Raw genomic sequence first — 16290 nt, forward strand, 5'->3', positions numbered from 1 at the left:
CCTTGTCGAAATATCTGCCTCTTCTTTCGTTTTGGTAGCATTGCCTATAGAGTTGAGGTATATACGTATTAAAGGCTTAAGCTCTGAAATTCTTCTTGCCGAATACTTTGGCGTACTTGAATTGCAAGATATATGAGAGTGATTATTATCCCTATAGCTGAAAATGAGCGAGCAGCAAACTGTTTCAATAAAATAAAAATTTAAAAATTCAATATGAAAAATTCTTTAAATTGGGACTCATCTGAGTGGATGGAGTCAGTCCAGCTTTGGACTAACCAAAATCTTTCAAAATATGGTCTTGAACCAATAGGTAATCTGCAAAAAGTGTCAGGTTGGGCGTTAGGGCAAATATTTAAGCAAAATACAAATGACGGTTTTTATTTTTTTAAAGCAACAGCGTTTCTGCCTTTATTTTCAAACGAATCAAAACTTTGTTCAAAGCTTTCGGAATTGGTACCTGAATATGTACCTGAAACTATATGTAGTTCTAGCGATAAACAGTGGATGATAAGTAAAGATTTTGGAGGTGGATTACCTGAATATGCAGATAAAAGTTTATGGGCTAAAGCTTTTCAGCGATTAGCTAATTTACAACAGCAATCTATAAAACACATTAATGAACTAATTATAAGTGGTTGTTTGCGTAGACAAATAACTGATATTCCAAAACAATTAAATGAAATTCTAAACGATAGTAATATAACTCAATACCTTCCTGATGAATTCAGATTAAAGAAAGAAGAACTGGTATTCAAAGTTAAACAGTCGATTGAAGAACTAGAAAATTTTAATATTCCAAGCACTATTGTGCATGGTGACCTGCATATCGAAAACATAGCTCAGATCAATGATGATTTCCTTTTCTTTGATTGGAGTGATGCTTGTATTAGTCATCCTTTCATTGATGGAACATACATCTTTAGAATGCCTGAAAGTGAAGATAAGGAAACGATAGTTAAAGCTTATTTATCACAATGGTCTGATTTAGCTGATTTTGAAACACTACAAAAAGCTTGGAACACAGCGGAGTTAATTTGCTATGCGCATCAAGCAATATCTTATGCTTCTATGAAGAAGACGCTTACCAATGAGCAAATGAAGGATTTAGAACAAGCTTTTTTAAACGCATTTAACAGAATACTTCCTGAATGAGTGACAAGAGATGGTACTGACTTGACCATAAGCTATTGAAAAGGTTATGGTCTGCAAAGAGCGATAACCAGTCGTCAAAATAAAAAATATTATGAATCATTTTTTAATCTTATCATGCAAACTTTATGTTTAATAAAACCAAGCAAGCAGCCAAAATACTTATTTTATCTTCACTAATTCAATTATTAATGGGTTTGAGCACGTATTTTTGGCAAGAAGTAAGTGGCGAGGTGATAGATTACAAGAACTTCAAGCAAAGTATACCAGGAACAATGGTCGGCAGGAGCCACATTGGCGGTTATGCCAATGACTGGGAATCTTTGAATTATCGCTACACATTTAATACTAAAGAATATCAATCTTCCTTTGTCGGATTCTATTTACCTTTTAATAATCATATTGCAGATGAATTAGTTACAAACGATGACAAAGTAAGGGTGTTTGTATTTCCATTATTTGGGGCGGTTTCTGTTGTTAAACAAGGTGTAGGCTACGCATTGACTTTAGTATTACTAGGTAGCGGACTATCTTTGTTAATTTTAGTGTCAACTGGAAATTGGAGAACCTTTCCGCCCAATTTTGAAGAGGAAAAACAAGAAAAGACTAAGTATGTTTCTCTAAGAAAGAAAAATCGTCGTGCAATTCGAGAAGAGAGAAGAGCTAAGAATTATAAAAAGCGTATACAAGACTGATGAAGATTACAATAAAGCACGGTGGAATGACGTTGTAATTTTTCTAATATTGTATGTCGGCGATTGGCACAAAGCAGACCAATTAAAGATCCTGAAACGAGTTCAGGAGGTTGAATTTTTTATATCCACAATACGCTTAATGAGGTCCCCGATGTCGCTTTAGCTCCTTGAGAATGACGGCGCATTTTCTCTACTTCTGCTTGTGGCACTTGACTGCCGGATCAAGCCTGACTTCTTGCCTTTATTTTTAGAGTCTAATATAAGTACATGGTTATTTTATTGAGCTATGCCTTGCCTCTACGATTGGATTTGAGCTTAAAGGAATTAGGAATTAGGAGCTAGGGAACAAGAGGGGAATATTGTGTGGATATGCCGTATTAAAGCAGGTTGGCACTAAAATACGGCATAAGTTGGGAACTATTTGATATTAGAAGTAATAACCAATATTAATGTTCAGACGATTGTTGGTTTCGTCTGAATCGCCGGCCATGGTACCGCCGATAAATGGCTGGTTTTTCGCCATTATGTAATCAACGTAGGCGTAAATTCCACCTGCGCTAATGGCAACACCAGTAACGTTCATCATAGTATCTTCTTCATAAGAACCTGATTTATCAGTCATCAAGTTGTAGTCGTTATAAAAAGTAAGATTGGTAATTGGGCCAAATGTTACGTCTTTTGAATACGACAAATTAAGGTTATATAACGTTGCTTCTGCTGGAATAGTGTCATGGAAGCTATACGCACCAACAGCAACCGAATCACTGTTATCGTCTAAGTCATATTCGTAACTTGTGTATTGAGCCATGATTCCAAATTTGCCGATATTGCTTTTAAGGTGTACTGCATAGGCGTTGTGGTCGCCAAGTGAACCGGTAGAGCCTTCTAAGTCACCAGAAAGTACTGATGCACCCACTTCGGTATTGTCGAATTTGTAAGCGTAACGTAAATTAACTGTATTGCTTTCAGCCATAGCTGTTGCAGGAGCATCCCAAATGCCTTCGTCTGCGCCACGAACACCCACCACGTCATAAGAATAACGGTCGGTTTTATTATCAACATAGCCGTCGATACCACCAAGTTCATCATTTACGAAATACGCCACACGAATATCGTGATTATCATACTTACCTATAAATGACAGGCCAGTATCATAATCGTCTTCAAGGCCAGCGTAATAAGCCGAGCTGAAAAAGAAACTGTTAGAGTTATAATTTAAATTACCAAAAGGTACTTGCGTGATACCAACTTGGCCTTCCCAGTTTTCATTAAAATCATAAGCAGCGTAAGCATGATGAACAACATCCATATATTGATACCAACGATACTGCGCCGATACTCTAACATCACCTATGCTGCCATTAACGTCGAGACGGAAGGTGTCAAAATCAAAGTCGCCGCCTCTGTCTTTATTGTCATCATCATAATCTTCATAGCTGTATTGAAAACGTACTGCACCGCCAATTTTAATTTTAGGGGTTAAATCTGCGCTGCTTTTTGTATTCGCATTAACTTCTTTTTTTAATTCTGCAATTTGTTTTTCAAGTTGTTCTAATCTCTGTGTTTTATCATCTGCTTGGGCCGCCAAGGCCGTGGTCGAGCTCGCTAATAATAAACCTAGTAATGGGGTGGATACTTTCATTCGTTATTCTCCAGTGGGTAATTCGCCGTTTCTTTTTTATATTAGGTACGTGTTTTACATGTTGCCGTTCTGTTTCGAACAATTTTCAACCACTCAAGTGTAAAACGTTAGTCATAGGTGCAACTAAGCCATTTACGACCTTAAACAGGCAACTAACGTCGTTAAAAAGTGCCAATTAATTTCTACCCTGAGCACAAATTTTGATCTACAAATAACATTATGGCCTATTTTTTAAATTCAGTTATCAGTACTTACCTTTGATGGAGCAATAAGATATTCAAAATAGTTATCTGAGTACAAAAATAGTCATATACAACGGCTTACTGTTAAGGCAAAATACTGCCATTAAAAATTTGAATAGTACCGTGAGTACTATAAATGCTGACTGAGGAAAACCAATGCTTAAACGTGATATGAATATTGCTGACTTTGATTCTGAATTATATCAAGCAATGACCAATGAAGTTGAACGCCAAGAACACCACATTGAATTAATTGCATCTGAAAATTATTGTAGCCCTCGCGTTCTTGAAGCTCAAGGTTCTCAATTAACCAATAAATATGCTGAAGGTTACCCAGGTAAGCGTTATTACGGTGGTTGTGAATACGTTGATATTGCTGAGCAACTAGCAATAGACCGTGCTAAAGAATTATTTGGTGCAACTTACGCAAACGTACAACCACATGCTGGCTCGCAAGCAAATGCTGCTGTATTCCAAGCTCTAGTCTCTCCAGGCGGAAAAGTATTGGGTATGAGCTTGGCTCATGGTGGCCATTTAACTCATGGTTCACATGTTAATTTTTCTGGTAAATCTTACCAGGCATTTCAATATGGTCTTAACCCAGAAACTGGTGATATTGACTACGAAGAACTTGAGCGTTTAGCGTTTGAACACAAGCCTGAAATGATCATTGGTGGTTTCTCTGCATTCTCTGGTGTTGTTGATTGGGCAAGAATGCGTGAAATCGCTGACAAAGTAGATGCCTACTTTATGGTTGATATGGCTCACGTTGCCGGTCTAATTGCAGCAGGCCTATATCCTAACCCAGTACCACATGCACACGTTGTTACTACCACAACACATAAAACCTTAGCCGGACCTCGTGGTGGTTTAATTATTTCGGGTTGTAATGACGAAGCTATCGAGAAAAAATTAAATTCAGCGGTTTTCCCTGGTGGCCAAGGTGGTCCGTTAATGCATATTATCGCAGCGAAAGCGGTAGCGTTTAAAGAGGCACTACAACCAGAGTTTAAAGAGTACCAACAAAAAGTTTTAGATAACGCTAAAACGATGGTGTCAGTTTTACAGGATCGTGGTTACAAAGTTGTATCTAACGGTACTGAAAACCACTTATTACTTCTTGATCTAATCGATAAAGATATCACTGGTAAAGATGCTGACGCAGCATTAGGCAAAGCTTTCATTACAGTAAATAAAAACTCTGTGCCAAATGACCCGCGTTCTCCGTTTGTTACTTCTGGTTTACGCCTTGGTACTCCTGCTATTTCTCGCCGTGGTTTTGGCTCGGCAGAAACTACAGCATTAACCGGTTGGATTTGTGACATTCTTGATGATTTATCAAATGAAGAAACCATTGCTACAGTACGTGAAAACGTAATTGAGCTTTGTTCACGTTTCCCTGTTTACGCATAGTTAGCAGTATAAATTTTTAATTGCGGATAGCTTTCGCAATTAAAATTTAATTAGATTAAAATGGTCGCACTTTGCGGCCATTTCTGTTTTTATGCTCATTGTAAAGGCCACAAATAATAACTGTTAGGAATTTTATGTACTGTCCATTTTGCGCTGCAACTGATACTAAAGTAATTGATTCAAGACTCGTTTCTGACGGTCACCAAGTTAGACGTCGTCGTGAATGTTTAGATTGTAAAGAGCGTTACACTACCTTTGAGTCTGCAGAGCTTGTGATGCCTAGGATCATAAAACGCGATGGTTCAAGAGAGCCATTTAATGAAGATAAATTGCGTAATGGTTTACTACGAGCTTTAGAAAAGCGCCCGGTAAGCACCGAAAGTACAGAGCTTGCTATTAATAAGCTGAAATCACAACTTAGGGCCACTGGTGAGCGAGAAATTTCTAGTGAAATGCTCGGCAACCTTATTATGGATGTGCTCAAGGCTCTTGATAAAGTCGCCTATGTACGCTTTGCATCAGTGTATCGTTCGTTTGAAGATATCCGCGAATTTGGCGAAGAAATTGCCCGTTTAGGCGATCAGGATTAACATTAGATGCAAACATCTTTACAACAATTACATGAACATTATATGCAACGAGCTATTGCTCTGGCTAAAAAAGGTGAGTATACAACATCACCTAATCCTGCCGTTGGTTGTGTTTTAGTTAAAAATGGTGAAATTGTTGGGGAAGGTTGGCACCAGAAAGCTGGTGAAGGCCATGCTGAAGTTAATGCCTTAAAGCAAGCAGGCGAGAAAGCAAAAGATGCAATTGCTTATGTTACATTAGAGCCATGCAGCCATTTTGGTCGAACCCCGCCATGTGCGCAAGGGTTAATTACTGCTGGTGTTAAACATGTTGTGATTGGTATGCAAGATCCTAATCCTTTAGTATCGGGGCGCGGCATTGCAATGTTAGAGGAAGCTGGCATAACAACTGAAGTTGCAGTACTTGAACCAGCGGCAAAAAATTTAAACCCTGGCTTTATTAAGTTAATGAGTACAGGAAGGCCATTTGTACGTTGTAAGATGGCCGCTAGCCTAGATGGTAAAACTGCTATGGCTAATGGTGAAAGTAAGTGGATCACCGGCACTGATGCTCGTCAAGATGTACAGCGCTATCGCGCGAAAAGCTGTGCAATTATAAGCGGCGCAGACACAGTAATGATTGATGATGCCAAGTTAAATGTGCGGCATAGCGAATTAGGGTTTGTTGCAAATGACTTGAAACAAGATCAAATCAGGCAACCGGTTCGGGTTATAATTGATAGTCAAAATCGCTTAGCGCCTACTTTGGCATTGTTCAATCAGCACTCTCCTATAATTTTAGTACGCACAAAGCTTGAAAATGAACAACAATGGCCACATTTCGTAAAACAGATACAAGTTAATGCTATTACGATAGCAGATAACTCAAGTAAAGCTGATTTAAACGACTTGATAAATAAACTTGCAGAGCTTGGCTTAAATACCTTGTGGGTTGAGAGTGGCGCTCGTTTAGCCGGGGCATTTTTAGCACAGGGGTTAGTCGATGAATTGGTGTTATATCAAGCACCAAAGTTGATGGGTGAAAACACTCGTGGTTTGTTTGATATTGAGGGATTAGCCCATTTACAAGATGCGATATCATTAGACATTAATGATATACGAATGATAGGCGCTGATATCAAAATTACTGCGACTGTTAATAAATAAACAAATTTAAAATATTAAGCAGTAATGCTTATTGAACTTGGTATTAATTTCATTGAAGGCAAAAAATTAATGTTTACCGGAATTGTAGAAGCTATTGGTCAAGTAAAAGCAATTAACTTAAATGCTTCGGGTGCGCGAGTGGTAATCGCCAGCGGTAACTTGGATTTAAGTGACGTAAAGCTTGGTGACTCCATTGCCACTAATGGCATCTGTTTAACCGTAGTCGATTTTGATGGCGCAAGTTACAGCGCAGATGTATCAACAGAAACATTGACTCGTACCGGCTTTGCCAATTATGGTACTGGCACCAAAGTAAACCTTGAAAAAGCCATGTTACCAACCACGCGTTTTGGTGGCCATATGGTAAGTGGTCATGTTGATGGTATTGGTAAAATACTGTCAATAAAGCATGTAGGTAATTCTATCGAATACTGGATTGAATTAGCCGATTCATTAAAACAGTATGTGGCAGAAAAAGGCTCTATTACTGTTGATGGTATAAGCTTAACGGTGAATTCAATCGACAATAATCGTTTTCGATTAACGATAGTGCCACATACCACAGAACAAACTATTATTAGTACATATCAAGTAGGGCAAGTGGTTAATCTCGAAGTAGATTTAATTGCCCGTTATATTGAACGGTTATTATTTTGCCAAGAGCAAGAAAATACAGCACAAACTAGCACTGGCATAAGCAAAGAACTGCTATTGCGTAGCGGTTTTATAAAAGGTTAATAAATAATGAAATTAAATACACCACAAGAAATTATCAACGATATCGCGCTTGGTAAAATGGTTATCTTGATGGATGATGAAGATCGTGAAAATGAAGGCGATTTTATCATGGCTGCTGAAAAAGTTACCCCTGATGCAATTAACTTTATGGCAACTCATGGCCGTGGCTTAATTTGTATGCCTATGTCACGTGAAAAATGTGAAACGTTAAAACTGCCATTAATGGTTGATAAAAACGACGCACAATTTACTACCAACTTTACTGTGTCTATTGAAGCTGCTCGTGGTGTTACTACTGGTATTTCAGCTGCAGATCGTGCAACGACCGTATTAGCGGCATGCGATAAAGATGCTGATCACCGCTCAATTGTACAACCAGGGCATATTTTTCCTCTGATAGCTAAAGATGGTGGTGTACTTAATCGTGCTGGTCATACTGAAGCCGGTGTTGATTTAGCTCGCATGGCTGGTTGTGAACCAGCAGCAGTTATCGTTGAAATTTTAAATGAAGATGGCACCATGGCACGCCGTCCCGATTTAGAGTTAATTGCAGAAAAACACGATGTTAAAATGGGTACAATTGCCGATTTAATCGAATATCGCAATACCACTGAAACAACGATCACTCGTGTAAGTGAGTGTATACTACCCACTCAGTTTGGTGATTTTGATCTAGTTTCATTTACCGATACCATCGATGGCCAAACTCATTTTGCTCTTACCAAAGGTGAGATCAAAGCCGATGAGCCTACTTTGGTTCGTGTACATTTAGAAAATACCTTCCGTGACTTGTTATTTTCTACAAGAGACAGCAAAAATAACTGGCCAATTGGCAATGCTTTAGAAAAAATTGGTAAAGAAGGCGGAGTGTTAGTGCTTCTTGGCAAGCATGAGTCGCCACAGCAACTTATTCAACAAGTTGAAAAATATGCTAAGCAAGACCAAGGCATTGATGTAGCTGAAGTTACTAAGCATGTAGGCTCTCGCAACGTTGGTGTTGGCTCGCAAATATTAGCTAATTTAGGCGTACACAAAATGCGTTTATTGAGTTCACAAACTAAATATCATTCATTATCTGGATTTGGTTTAGAGATAGTTGAGTACATCTCTGAGTAGGTTTGAGAGACGAGAAACGAAGAGCAATAAGAACTCCCTTTCCTGAACTCGTTTCAGGATCTACTATTTAAAAAGCCAGAATATGGGATAACCAATTCTGGTTTTTTACTTCATGGATGAAGGAATGCAAATCGCCATGGATGGCAATAGATTTGTAACTTTTATGATTTCAACTTTTGATATGCACTATAAATAACGTTAAATATCATTAGCGAAACAGCTCCGGCAACGATGCCAACAACACCATTAAACACAGGTCCAGTAAACCAGACTAATACCTCTGAAGTGAAACTATGCTCAATACTCTCTAATGCATGATGCAGGTAGGGTAAACCATGAACAATAATTCCGCCACCAACTAAAAACATTGCTGCAGTACCTACAATAGCTAAAGTTTTCATTAGTTTTGGCGCAAAACTTAATAGGCACTTACCAATAAACTGTTTAACCTTACTCCACATATTTTCAACCGGTTGTGTGAGCAAATGCAGGCCTAAATCATCAAGCTTTACAATACCTGCAACCAGACCATAAACGCCGATTGTCATAATTAAAGCAATTATTGTAACAACACTGGTTTGCTCTAATATACTTTTGTTTTGAACTGTCCCAAGGGCAATAACTATTATTTCTGCTGATAAAATAAAGTCGGTTTTAATCGCGCCCTTAATTTTCTCTTTTTCAAATTCTAACATGTTAACTTCAGGATCTGATAAAGCTTGTAAATCACGCTGATGCTCTACTTCCTTATCATCTTTACTGGTGAATAAAGAGTGAGCAATCTTTTCAACACCCTCAAAACAAAGGTATAAACCCCCAATCATCAACAGGGGCGTAATTAACCAAGGTATGAATGCGCTGATCAGCAGTGCGGAAGGGACTAAGATTAATTTATTTATAAAGGAGCCTTTCGCCACGGCCCACACTACTGGAAGTTCACGATCAGCTTTTACACCTTGAACTTGTTGCGCGTTTAAAGCTAAATCATCACCTAGCACCCCCGCAGTTTTTTTAGCCGCTACTTTTGTCATTAAGGCAACGTCATCAAGTGCAACGGCTATTTTATCTATTAATGTGAGTAAGCTTGTACCTGCCATAGCGTTTCCATTTTATTCTTTTTGTAAATTCCTGAGGTTAAATTACTGTGTTAATACTGAAGTGAATATAGCCCATTTATGGACAAAAAAAAGCACATAACATTGTTATGTGCATAAAATAAAACTAAGGAGAAATAAAACTACACAATGTATGAGCGTTTAATAATAAAAAAGTTCAGAAAAATCTAAAAAAAATTAAAAAACTTTTTAATTTCTGTCAAACTAGAGAAAACAGCATCTTCTGAGTCGTTATGAATAAAAATACTACGCTGACAATAATTAAACCGTTAATACTTATGTTCACTATGTTGCAACTTAGTGGTTGTACAACACCTCCTCCTGAAAATCCTGAGAATATTTGTGAAATTTTTCGTGAGCACCATAGTTGGTATGAAGGTGCGAAAGACATGAATGATCGCTGGGGAGTTCCTATCCATGTGCCTATGAGTATGATGTATCAAGAAAGCTCCTTTAGAGCTGATGCGCTACCACCCAGAGATTATCTGTTTGGATTTATTCCTTGGGGACGAGTAAGTAGTGCATATGGCTTCTCACAAGCGAAAACACTTACCTGGGACGATTACATACGTGAATCTGATAATAGTGGTGCCGATCGTGATGATTTCGACGATGCGATAGACTTTATGGGCTGGTTTATTTCGAAAACTCAAAAAATAAATGGCGTTTCAAAATGGGATACTTACAGCCAATATTTAAACTATCACGAAGGTTGGGGCGGCTTTAAACGAAAAACCTATAACCAAAAAGCCTGGTTAGTGAAAGTGGCTCGTAAGGTAGACTCAAGAGCAAAAACTTATGGTGGTCAGTTAAAGAGTTGTCAAGATGAGCTCGACAGCAGCTGGTTATGGCGCTTAATGTTTTATTAACTAGCAAAGTAAACAGTTTAAACTTACCCAAAAATTATCAATGATACTTAATTTATTTCTGTACTAAGTTTTATAGAAAAACTCGAATAAATTAAGTATTTAACAATATATTAATAAATCACTGGTTTTATTTTTTGTAGCTATTTATAGTATAAATGTCCTATAAAAAGAATAAAAACAAGGAAGTAATCAGTGACGCAATTTAAACTTCTATTACTGGCATGTCTTGCTATTATTTTGACTGCCTGTGCCACCAAAGTCAGTAGCATAAAAAAAGAACAATCGGTAACCCTTAATCAGCAGAAGAAAGAAGGCTTTTTTCTGCTGGCCGTTGATACTAACCGTCAGCTTCAGGAAATTGTTATTAGCGGCCCCAAAAGCATTGCGCTGGGCAAAGAAGATCTGAAGAAAGGCAACAACTATATCCTCCTTAACTTACCCGAAGGTGAGTACACTTTAAGCAAAATTAAGTTTAATAAATACGCCAGACTTAAAAGCTTCGACGATGAATTGTGGAGTTTTCGTGTAGAAAAAAACGCGGTCAGTTATGTTGGTCACTTAAGTATGAAAGTGTATACCTACTGGTGGTATACATCGTACTCGCAACTGGAACTCCTGAATAACTCTTCAATCGCGCTAGAGTATATGGAAAATAACTTTCCTACCATTTTAGCTGGTAAAAAAATGCAATACGCCGGGCCCGGAAAAGATAATTTTTTTAATGTTGTTCGCCCGCAGTACAACACAACGACGGGAGAATAACGATGAAACAAATAATTCTCATATTAATTAGTATATTGGTTATTAATGGAGCTTCGGCTCAAAAGCTTATCCCGGTAGAAGATATCTTTAGAAATCAAGCCGTCAACGACATGAAGCTTAGCCCAAACGGTCGTTATATCTTCTCTCATGAATACGTAAGTCAACGCAATATTTATATTCTCGCCATTATCGATCCTATCGCTGAAAAGAAGTATCCCATTTTCAGAATTGATAATGTCAGGCACTCTAGAGTAAAAAAATTTTCCTGGGTAGATAACGACACGCTCTTTATAGAGATAGGCAAACGAAAAGGTTTTATTGAACTGGATTTTAACGGTGAAAACCCCATTGGTAATTTCGAGCTTATTACCGCAAAAGGTTATGTGATTGCAACTTTGCCAGAGCAAGAAGATACAGTGGTTTTTGTACACGATGAAGGGCGCCGAAAACCTAAGCACTACGTATATAAAATTAATAAACAGCAACTTGCTGATCGTGATTTTGATAATGCTAAACTTATTGATGACGATCGTAGTGATGCACTTTTCTTTCACTATGATCACCACAACAATGCATTAATGGCTGCAACAGGTGACACAGATGAATTGCAATTCTGGTATAAAGAACTCAATAAAAAGTGGCACAAGTACTGGGAAACTGATTTAAAAATCGAATTCACGCCGGTGGGTTTTATGAATGATGATACCCTCGCAGTATTATCAAACAAGGATTTGGGCACAGTTTCACTCGTAGCTTTTGATATAAAAAGCCAACAATTAGGTGATGTTATTTATAAACACCCAATGTATGATTTGGTCGATGTGGAGCTTAATCCAAAAGGCCAAGGTGTTCATTCCGTTAGTTATTTGGAACATGGCATGCAAGTAACCAAATATTTTTCGGCCAAAAATGCGCGCTTTAAGAAAAAATTAAACAAGTCTTTTGCCAACCAACAAAGTTCGGTTTTAGATTCTAGCTTAGATAAAAACTTCCATATTATAGGTACATATTCTGCAACCAACGCTGGCTTTTTCTACTATCTTGATCAACAAAAAGAGCTCGCGATAGAGATAGGTCCACAATTTCCAAGCTTAAGTGAATATACACTTAGCGAAACCAAAACCTTTGACATAGAAGTTGAACCTGGCGTTACAGTAGAGGCTATACTGACAACCCCTTCAGACTATAACAATAATACTTTATTGGTATACCCGCATGGCGGCCCTGTTGGTATTCGAGATGATGCTGGTTTTAATCGTGACACTCAGTATTTGGCAAATCGAGGATACAGCATTTTACAAGTCAATTTTCGCGGTTCCGCTGGTTTTGGCACACAATTTAAAGATGCTGGTAGAGGCCAATTTGGCCAGTTAATTGAGCACGATATTACAGCCGCAGTTAATCATGTCAGAAAAAACTACCAATATGATCATATGTGTTCAATTGGAGCCAGTTACGGCGGCTATTCCGCTGTAATGCTAGCGATTAAACATCCAGAGCAATATGAATGTGTCGTTTCTATGTATGGTATTTATGATTTATTGCACCTGTTTAATGCTTCAAACTACAAAACCCAAGATGAATTTCGTGAAAAAGTCAGTGCAGTTGTCGGTGAGTTTAACGATAACCTGATAGAGGTATCGCCTTTTTACTTTGCCGAAAAAATTAAGTCTCCTATTTTGCTAATTGCTGGTAAAAAAGACAAAATTGCCGATTTTGAGCAAGCTAACCGAATGAAATACAGACTTCAGCAATTAGATAAAGATATAGAAACAGTTTTTTACAACAAAGTAGGGCACGGCCACTATAGCTGGTATGGTGATCGCCACCAGTTTGCTTATATTGATGACTTTATCCGCCGTAAGCTTAATTTGGACGCTCCGCAAGGCAGTAACGACACTATAATTAATAGTCAAGAACGCAGTCGTTTAATGGAGGGCTACAACCTAGATAAAGACAGTAATCCTTATCGTAAAATGATCGAACAGCAAGAGAGTGATATAGATGCGCAAATACGTGCATTAGAAGAGCAAGAGCGACTCGAAGAAGAACTGGAAAAGCAAGCACATAAAGAAATTGAAGAGACGTTAAATCGATGAAAACAAATATGCCTCCGATGGGCGGAAGTTAATAAAGTTAAATAAAAGGAGTTAAATGAGCAAAGTATTTGATAAGTTAGAGTATATGGATTGTATTGTATGTCGCAAAGGCAAAATACCCCTGCATCTAACAGGTAAGGGGCACTTTTCAGATAAGTCTGTATGTAATCTTTGTAATGCAAAGCCTGGAGGGAAGCCAAGTAATAACACTTCACTTCTGGATGCTCTGTTTAGTTTATTCAAGTAACAGATATAACGAGCAACTCAAAAGCTCACGGGCAGGTCACAGCGACTTCCTGCCGTTTACCACCAATAAATAGAACTTCAATAATGACGACCCACACTATACATACAGTTAATGCTTTCACCGACTCAGACACAGGTGGTAACCCTGCTTCTGTGATGTGTTTTAATTCCATGCCTAACGATCAAAAATTGTTAAAAGTGGCTAGAACTCAAACAGCACCTGTGATTGCATTTGTTTTTCCTGAAAAAGAAAATAATACGTATGCCATTCGATGGTTTTCTCAACAAGGGGAGATAAGTCTTTGTGGTCACGGAACTCTAGCTGCCGCCTCTATTTTGTTTTCCAATAACCCGAACGTAGATGAATTAATGTTTACTAGCCCTTATGGAAATGTAACGGTTAATAAAGTTGGAAATATGCTATCAATGATATTTCCTGCTTGGAAAAGAAAGGCAACTAAAATAAAGAATTTACAGTTTGGAATGAGTTCTTCTAATGTTGTTGAACATTTTTCAACCAGAGATTTAGTAATCGTATTGGAAAATCAGTTAGCTGTTGAATTATTCGAACCAAATAAAAGTCTTATCCAATCGTCAGGTTTTCACGCTATCATTGTTACAGCCAAAGGGAACAAGAGTGATTATGTATTACGTTTTTTTGCTCCATCAATTGGCATAGATGAAGACGCTGCTACAGGTTCGGCTCAATGCTCCTTGGCAAAATATTGGGTAGAAAAACTAAACAAAGATATTTTACAAGTTGAACAACTTTCTTCTCGAAAAGGTACTTTTACCGTTGAAAATATTAAGGACTCTATTGTTATCAAAACTAAAACTATAATACTTCCAGCCCAAAAAATTACGATGTAGTCTATTTGTTGGGCATAATGTAAAGGTCAGCTATTGGCACAATATAGCAATTGAAGATCCTGAAACAAGTTCAGGAACTGAAATTTTTTAAATCCACAATACGCTTAATGAGGTCCCCAATGTCGCTTTAGCTCCTCGAGGATGACGGAATTTATTTCTAATATCGTATGGCGGCAATTGGCACTGTTATCTTACCAGGTGCAGTTCCACCTTTTTGCTGTTGGATTCTTAAGCAATTAATTGTCAATTTTCTCTGTAATCATTTGCATGCTTGTAGCTGAAAATAGGACAATTAAATGACCTACACCAAATGGTGCATCCAAAGTAGCGTTATCAAAAATCCAATAAAACACCCCTAACCATGCGCTACATATCATTAATACAATTGGTAAACTGAATAACCAATATTTAATTTTCATAAAATTTTCCTCTAAGTTTTGCCTATTTTATCAACTCTCATAGGATAAGCTGTTACGCTTTGTTGGTGATTTGTAATTGGTAGGTTTATGAATTAATGCAGTACTTCATAGTCAAACAAATCTAAACGGATCATAGCCCCTGTATTAAGCAGTTTGCTTGCATAGTGCAATTCCATCGCTTCAACATGTTGGAATAATAATTGAGCTGCCCTAATCCGTCCTAGTGATGGCTTCTTCGCAATGCTCATTATTTATAACCGGCCCTTATCGAGTACCAACCGGGCAGACAGTGCAAGTTTGGCTAAAGTTATATTTAGTATTAACGTTAGTAAAAAATTAACCTCCTTACAATTTAAAACTTCAATGTCTATCCTTTGACCTTACGTCATCAAAAGTCGACCTACCCTGTTTTCTTGACCACAACAATAGGGCAGTATATTTTTTTGTAACTTATATTGTTATCTATACTTATATTAAGAGAACAATATAGGTATCAAGCCGTGACTAAAAATACTATCCGTAGTTTATTTTTAGTATTTTCTATCTTTTCTTGTTCTTTGGTTATGGCAGAAGTTGAAGATATAGAATCTATTGAATCGAACTCACATTTTTATATAGGTGTTACGTTAGGTAAGGCATCGAGTGAAGAAACGTTTCATAATGTTTTCACCTTGATGGGCAATGAATATTCAAAAAAAGATGACAATACGGCCTTAGGGTTATATGCGGGTTATAATTTTGCTGATAAATGGTCATTAGAAGGTGGGGTGATATTTGTTTCTCACTTAAATAAGCGGCCGTCACCACAACCTATTGAAGAAGTGTACTTAACTGTTTTTACCTTCACTCCAATAATATACATAGATTTAAATGACGATCTGTCTTTATTTGTTAAAGCGGGCTTAGGTGTTTTAATTTATAGCGAAGATTATCATAAGCACAACGATATATTTAGTCTTGGTAGTGGCGATAGCTGGGCTGGTGGGGGTTTAGCTTTGGGGGCAGGTATTGAAATGTCTGTGTCTAGTGATATTGAATTTCGCTTTGGATACGATTACATCAAGGCCGAACTTGAGGCAGATGAAGAGAATCATTTACAAAACTTAACCACGATTGATGAAGAGTTTTCGTTAATCTCGCTTAGTTTTCATTATAAGTTCTAAACGAGATCTCCAATTG

The 16290-nt window shown here is 37.6% G+C and carries 16 protein-coding genes; 12 read left to right on the plus strand and 4 right to left on the minus strand.

The window, feature by feature from the left end; all coding sequences use genetic code 11:
- The first annotated feature begins 213 nt into the window (after positions 1-213).
- Positions 214-1152, plus strand: a complete 939-nt coding sequence (locus RI844_RS18970) for a phosphotransferase (protein ID WP_348396205.1) — start codon at positions 214-216, stop codon at positions 1150-1152.
- Between the two features lie 125 nt (positions 1153-1277).
- Complete coding sequence (locus RI844_RS18975) at positions 1278-1844, plus strand: hypothetical protein (protein WP_348396206.1); 567 nt, start codon at positions 1278-1280, stop codon at positions 1842-1844.
- A 427-nt stretch (positions 1845-2271) separates the two neighbouring features.
- On the opposite strand, the gene RI844_RS18980 is transcribed toward RI844_RS18975, so the two are convergent.
- A complete protein-coding gene (locus RI844_RS18980; RefSeq protein WP_348396207.1) occupies positions 2272-3486 on the minus strand; it encodes a carbohydrate porin in 1215 nt (404 codons plus the stop codon).
- A 398-nt stretch (positions 3487-3884) separates the two neighbouring features.
- On the opposite strand from RI844_RS18980, the gene glyA reads away from it, so the two are divergent.
- From glyA to ribBA, 5 genes are all read left to right on the plus strand, one after another.
- A complete protein-coding gene (glyA, locus tag RI844_RS18985; RefSeq protein ID WP_348396208.1) occupies positions 3885-5141 on the plus strand; it encodes a serine hydroxymethyltransferase in 1257 nt (418 codons plus the stop codon).
- A gap of 134 nt (positions 5142-5275) precedes the next feature.
- Entirely contained in the window at positions 5276-5731 is a 456-nt protein-coding gene (gene nrdR, locus RI844_RS18990; RefSeq protein WP_348396209.1) for a transcriptional regulator NrdR, read from the plus strand.
- Between the two features lie 6 nt (positions 5732-5737).
- On the plus strand, positions 5738-6877 hold the full coding sequence (gene ribD, locus RI844_RS18995) for a bifunctional diaminohydroxyphosphoribosylaminopyrimidine deaminase/5-amino-6-(5-phosphoribosylamino)uracil reductase RibD (protein WP_348396210.1): 1140 nt from the start codon (positions 5738-5740) through the stop codon (positions 6875-6877).
- A gap of 69 nt (positions 6878-6946) precedes the next feature.
- Positions 6947-7615, plus strand: a complete 669-nt coding sequence (locus RI844_RS19000; protein WP_405054494.1) for a riboflavin synthase — start codon at positions 6947-6949, stop codon at positions 7613-7615.
- Between the two features lie 6 nt (positions 7616-7621).
- Positions 7622-8731 (plus strand): bifunctional 3,4-dihydroxy-2-butanone-4-phosphate synthase/GTP cyclohydrolase II, encoded by a 1110-nt coding sequence (gene ribBA, locus RI844_RS19005; protein WP_348396212.1) that lies wholly within the window; start codon positions 7622-7624, stop codon positions 8729-8731.
- Positions 8732-8892: 161 nt separating this feature from the next.
- Here the strand turns inward: ribBA and RI844_RS19010 are convergent, their stop codons facing one another.
- Positions 8893-9828: a DUF808 domain-containing protein gene (locus tag RI844_RS19010; protein ID WP_348396213.1), complete on the minus strand. Its 936-nt coding sequence runs from the start codon at positions 9826-9828 to the stop codon at positions 8893-8895.
- Between the two features lie 296 nt (positions 9829-10124).
- Here RI844_RS19010 and RI844_RS19015 point away from each other — a divergent pair, with 296 nt between their 5' ends.
- The 4 genes from RI844_RS19015 to RI844_RS19030 all read left to right on the plus strand — a co-directional run bounded on the left by RI844_RS19015 (position 10125) and on the right by RI844_RS19030 (position 14692).
- The gene (locus tag RI844_RS19015; RefSeq protein WP_405054495.1) at positions 10125-10715 is read left to right on the plus strand and encodes a transglycosylase SLT domain-containing protein; all 591 of its coding nucleotides are present in this window, start codon (positions 10125-10127) and stop codon (positions 10713-10715) included.
- A gap of 192 nt (positions 10716-10907) precedes the next feature.
- The gene (locus tag RI844_RS19020; RefSeq protein ID WP_348396215.1) at positions 10908-11477 is read left to right on the plus strand and encodes a hypothetical protein; all 570 of its coding nucleotides are present in this window, start codon (positions 10908-10910) and stop codon (positions 11475-11477) included.
- 2 nt (positions 11478-11479) lie between these two features.
- Positions 11480-13576, plus strand: a complete 2097-nt coding sequence (locus RI844_RS19025) for an alpha/beta hydrolase family protein (protein ID WP_348396216.1) — start codon at positions 11480-11482, stop codon at positions 13574-13576.
- A gap of 330 nt (positions 13577-13906) precedes the next feature.
- The gene (locus tag RI844_RS19030) at positions 13907-14692 is read left to right on the plus strand and encodes a PhzF family phenazine biosynthesis protein (RefSeq protein WP_348396217.1); all 786 of its coding nucleotides are present in this window, start codon (positions 13907-13909) and stop codon (positions 14690-14692) included.
- A gap of 236 nt (positions 14693-14928) precedes the next feature.
- Here the strand turns inward: RI844_RS19030 and RI844_RS19035 are convergent, their stop codons facing one another.
- Together RI844_RS19035 and RI844_RS19040 are read right to left on the minus strand one after the other, a co-directional pair.
- Positions 14929-15111, minus strand: a complete 183-nt coding sequence (locus tag RI844_RS19035) for a hypothetical protein (protein ID WP_348396218.1) — start codon at positions 15109-15111, stop codon at positions 14929-14931.
- Positions 15112-15203: 92 nt separating this feature from the next.
- Positions 15204-15359, minus strand: a complete 156-nt coding sequence (locus tag RI844_RS19040; RefSeq protein WP_348396219.1) for a hypothetical protein — start codon at positions 15357-15359, stop codon at positions 15204-15206.
- Positions 15360-15611: 252 nt separating this feature from the next.
- Between RI844_RS19040 and RI844_RS19045 the strand changes: the two genes are divergently transcribed.
- Positions 15612-16274, plus strand: coding sequence for an outer membrane beta-barrel protein (locus RI844_RS19045; RefSeq protein WP_348396220.1), 663 nt, complete (start codon positions 15612-15614; stop codon positions 16272-16274).
- The last annotated feature ends 16 nt before the right edge of the window (positions 16275-16290 follow it).

Source organism: Thalassotalea fonticola (genome assembly GCF_032911225.1).
GTDB classification, from domain to species: domain Bacteria; phylum Pseudomonadota; class Gammaproteobacteria; order Enterobacterales; family Alteromonadaceae; genus Thalassotalea_A; species Thalassotalea_A fonticola.

Excerpts from the sequence above, each read along its gene's own strand:
- RI844_RS18975 (WP_348396206.1), top strand. The coding sequence starts at position 1,278 with ATGTTTAATAAAACCAAGCAAGCAGCCAAAATACTTATTTTATCTTCA.
- RI844_RS18970 (WP_348396205.1), top strand. The coding sequence starts at position 214 with ATGAAAAATTCTTTAAATTGGGACTCATCTGAGTGGATGGAGTCAGTC.
- RI844_RS19010 (WP_348396213.1), bottom strand. The coding sequence starts at position 9,828 with ATGGCAGGTACAAGCTTACTCACATTAATAGATAAAATAGCCGTTGCA.
- RI844_RS19025 (WP_348396216.1), top strand. The coding sequence starts at position 11,480 with ATGAAACAAATAATTCTCATATTAATTAGTATATTGGTTATTAATGGA.
- RI844_RS18980 (WP_348396207.1), bottom strand. The coding sequence starts at position 3,486 with ATGAAAGTATCCACCCCATTACTAGGTTTATTATTAGCGAGCTCGACC.
- RI844_RS19035 (WP_348396218.1), bottom strand. The coding sequence starts at position 15,111 with ATGAAAATTAAATATTGGTTATTCAGTTTACCAATTGTATTAATGATA.
- RI844_RS19030 (WP_348396217.1), top strand. The coding sequence starts at position 13,907 with ATGACGACCCACACTATACATACAGTTAATGCTTTCACCGACTCAGAC.
- nrdR (WP_348396209.1), top strand. The coding sequence starts at position 5,276 with ATGTACTGTCCATTTTGCGCTGCAACTGATACTAAAGTAATTGATTCA.
- ribD (WP_348396210.1), top strand. The coding sequence starts at position 5,738 with ATGCAAACATCTTTACAACAATTACATGAACATTATATGCAACGAGCT.
- RI844_RS19040 (WP_348396219.1), bottom strand. The coding sequence starts at position 15,359 with ATGAGCATTGCGAAGAAGCCATCACTAGGACGGATTAGGGCAGCTCAA.
- ribBA (WP_348396212.1), top strand. The coding sequence starts at position 7,622 with ATGAAATTAAATACACCACAAGAAATTATCAACGATATCGCGCTTGGT.
- RI844_RS19000 (WP_405054494.1), top strand. The coding sequence starts at position 6,947 with ATGTTTACCGGAATTGTAGAAGCTATTGGTCAAGTAAAAGCAATTAAC.
- glyA (WP_348396208.1), top strand. The coding sequence starts at position 3,885 with ATGCTTAAACGTGATATGAATATTGCTGACTTTGATTCTGAATTATAT.
- RI844_RS19015 (WP_405054495.1), top strand. The coding sequence starts at position 10,125 with ATGTTCACTATGTTGCAACTTAGTGGTTGTACAACACCTCCTCCTGAA.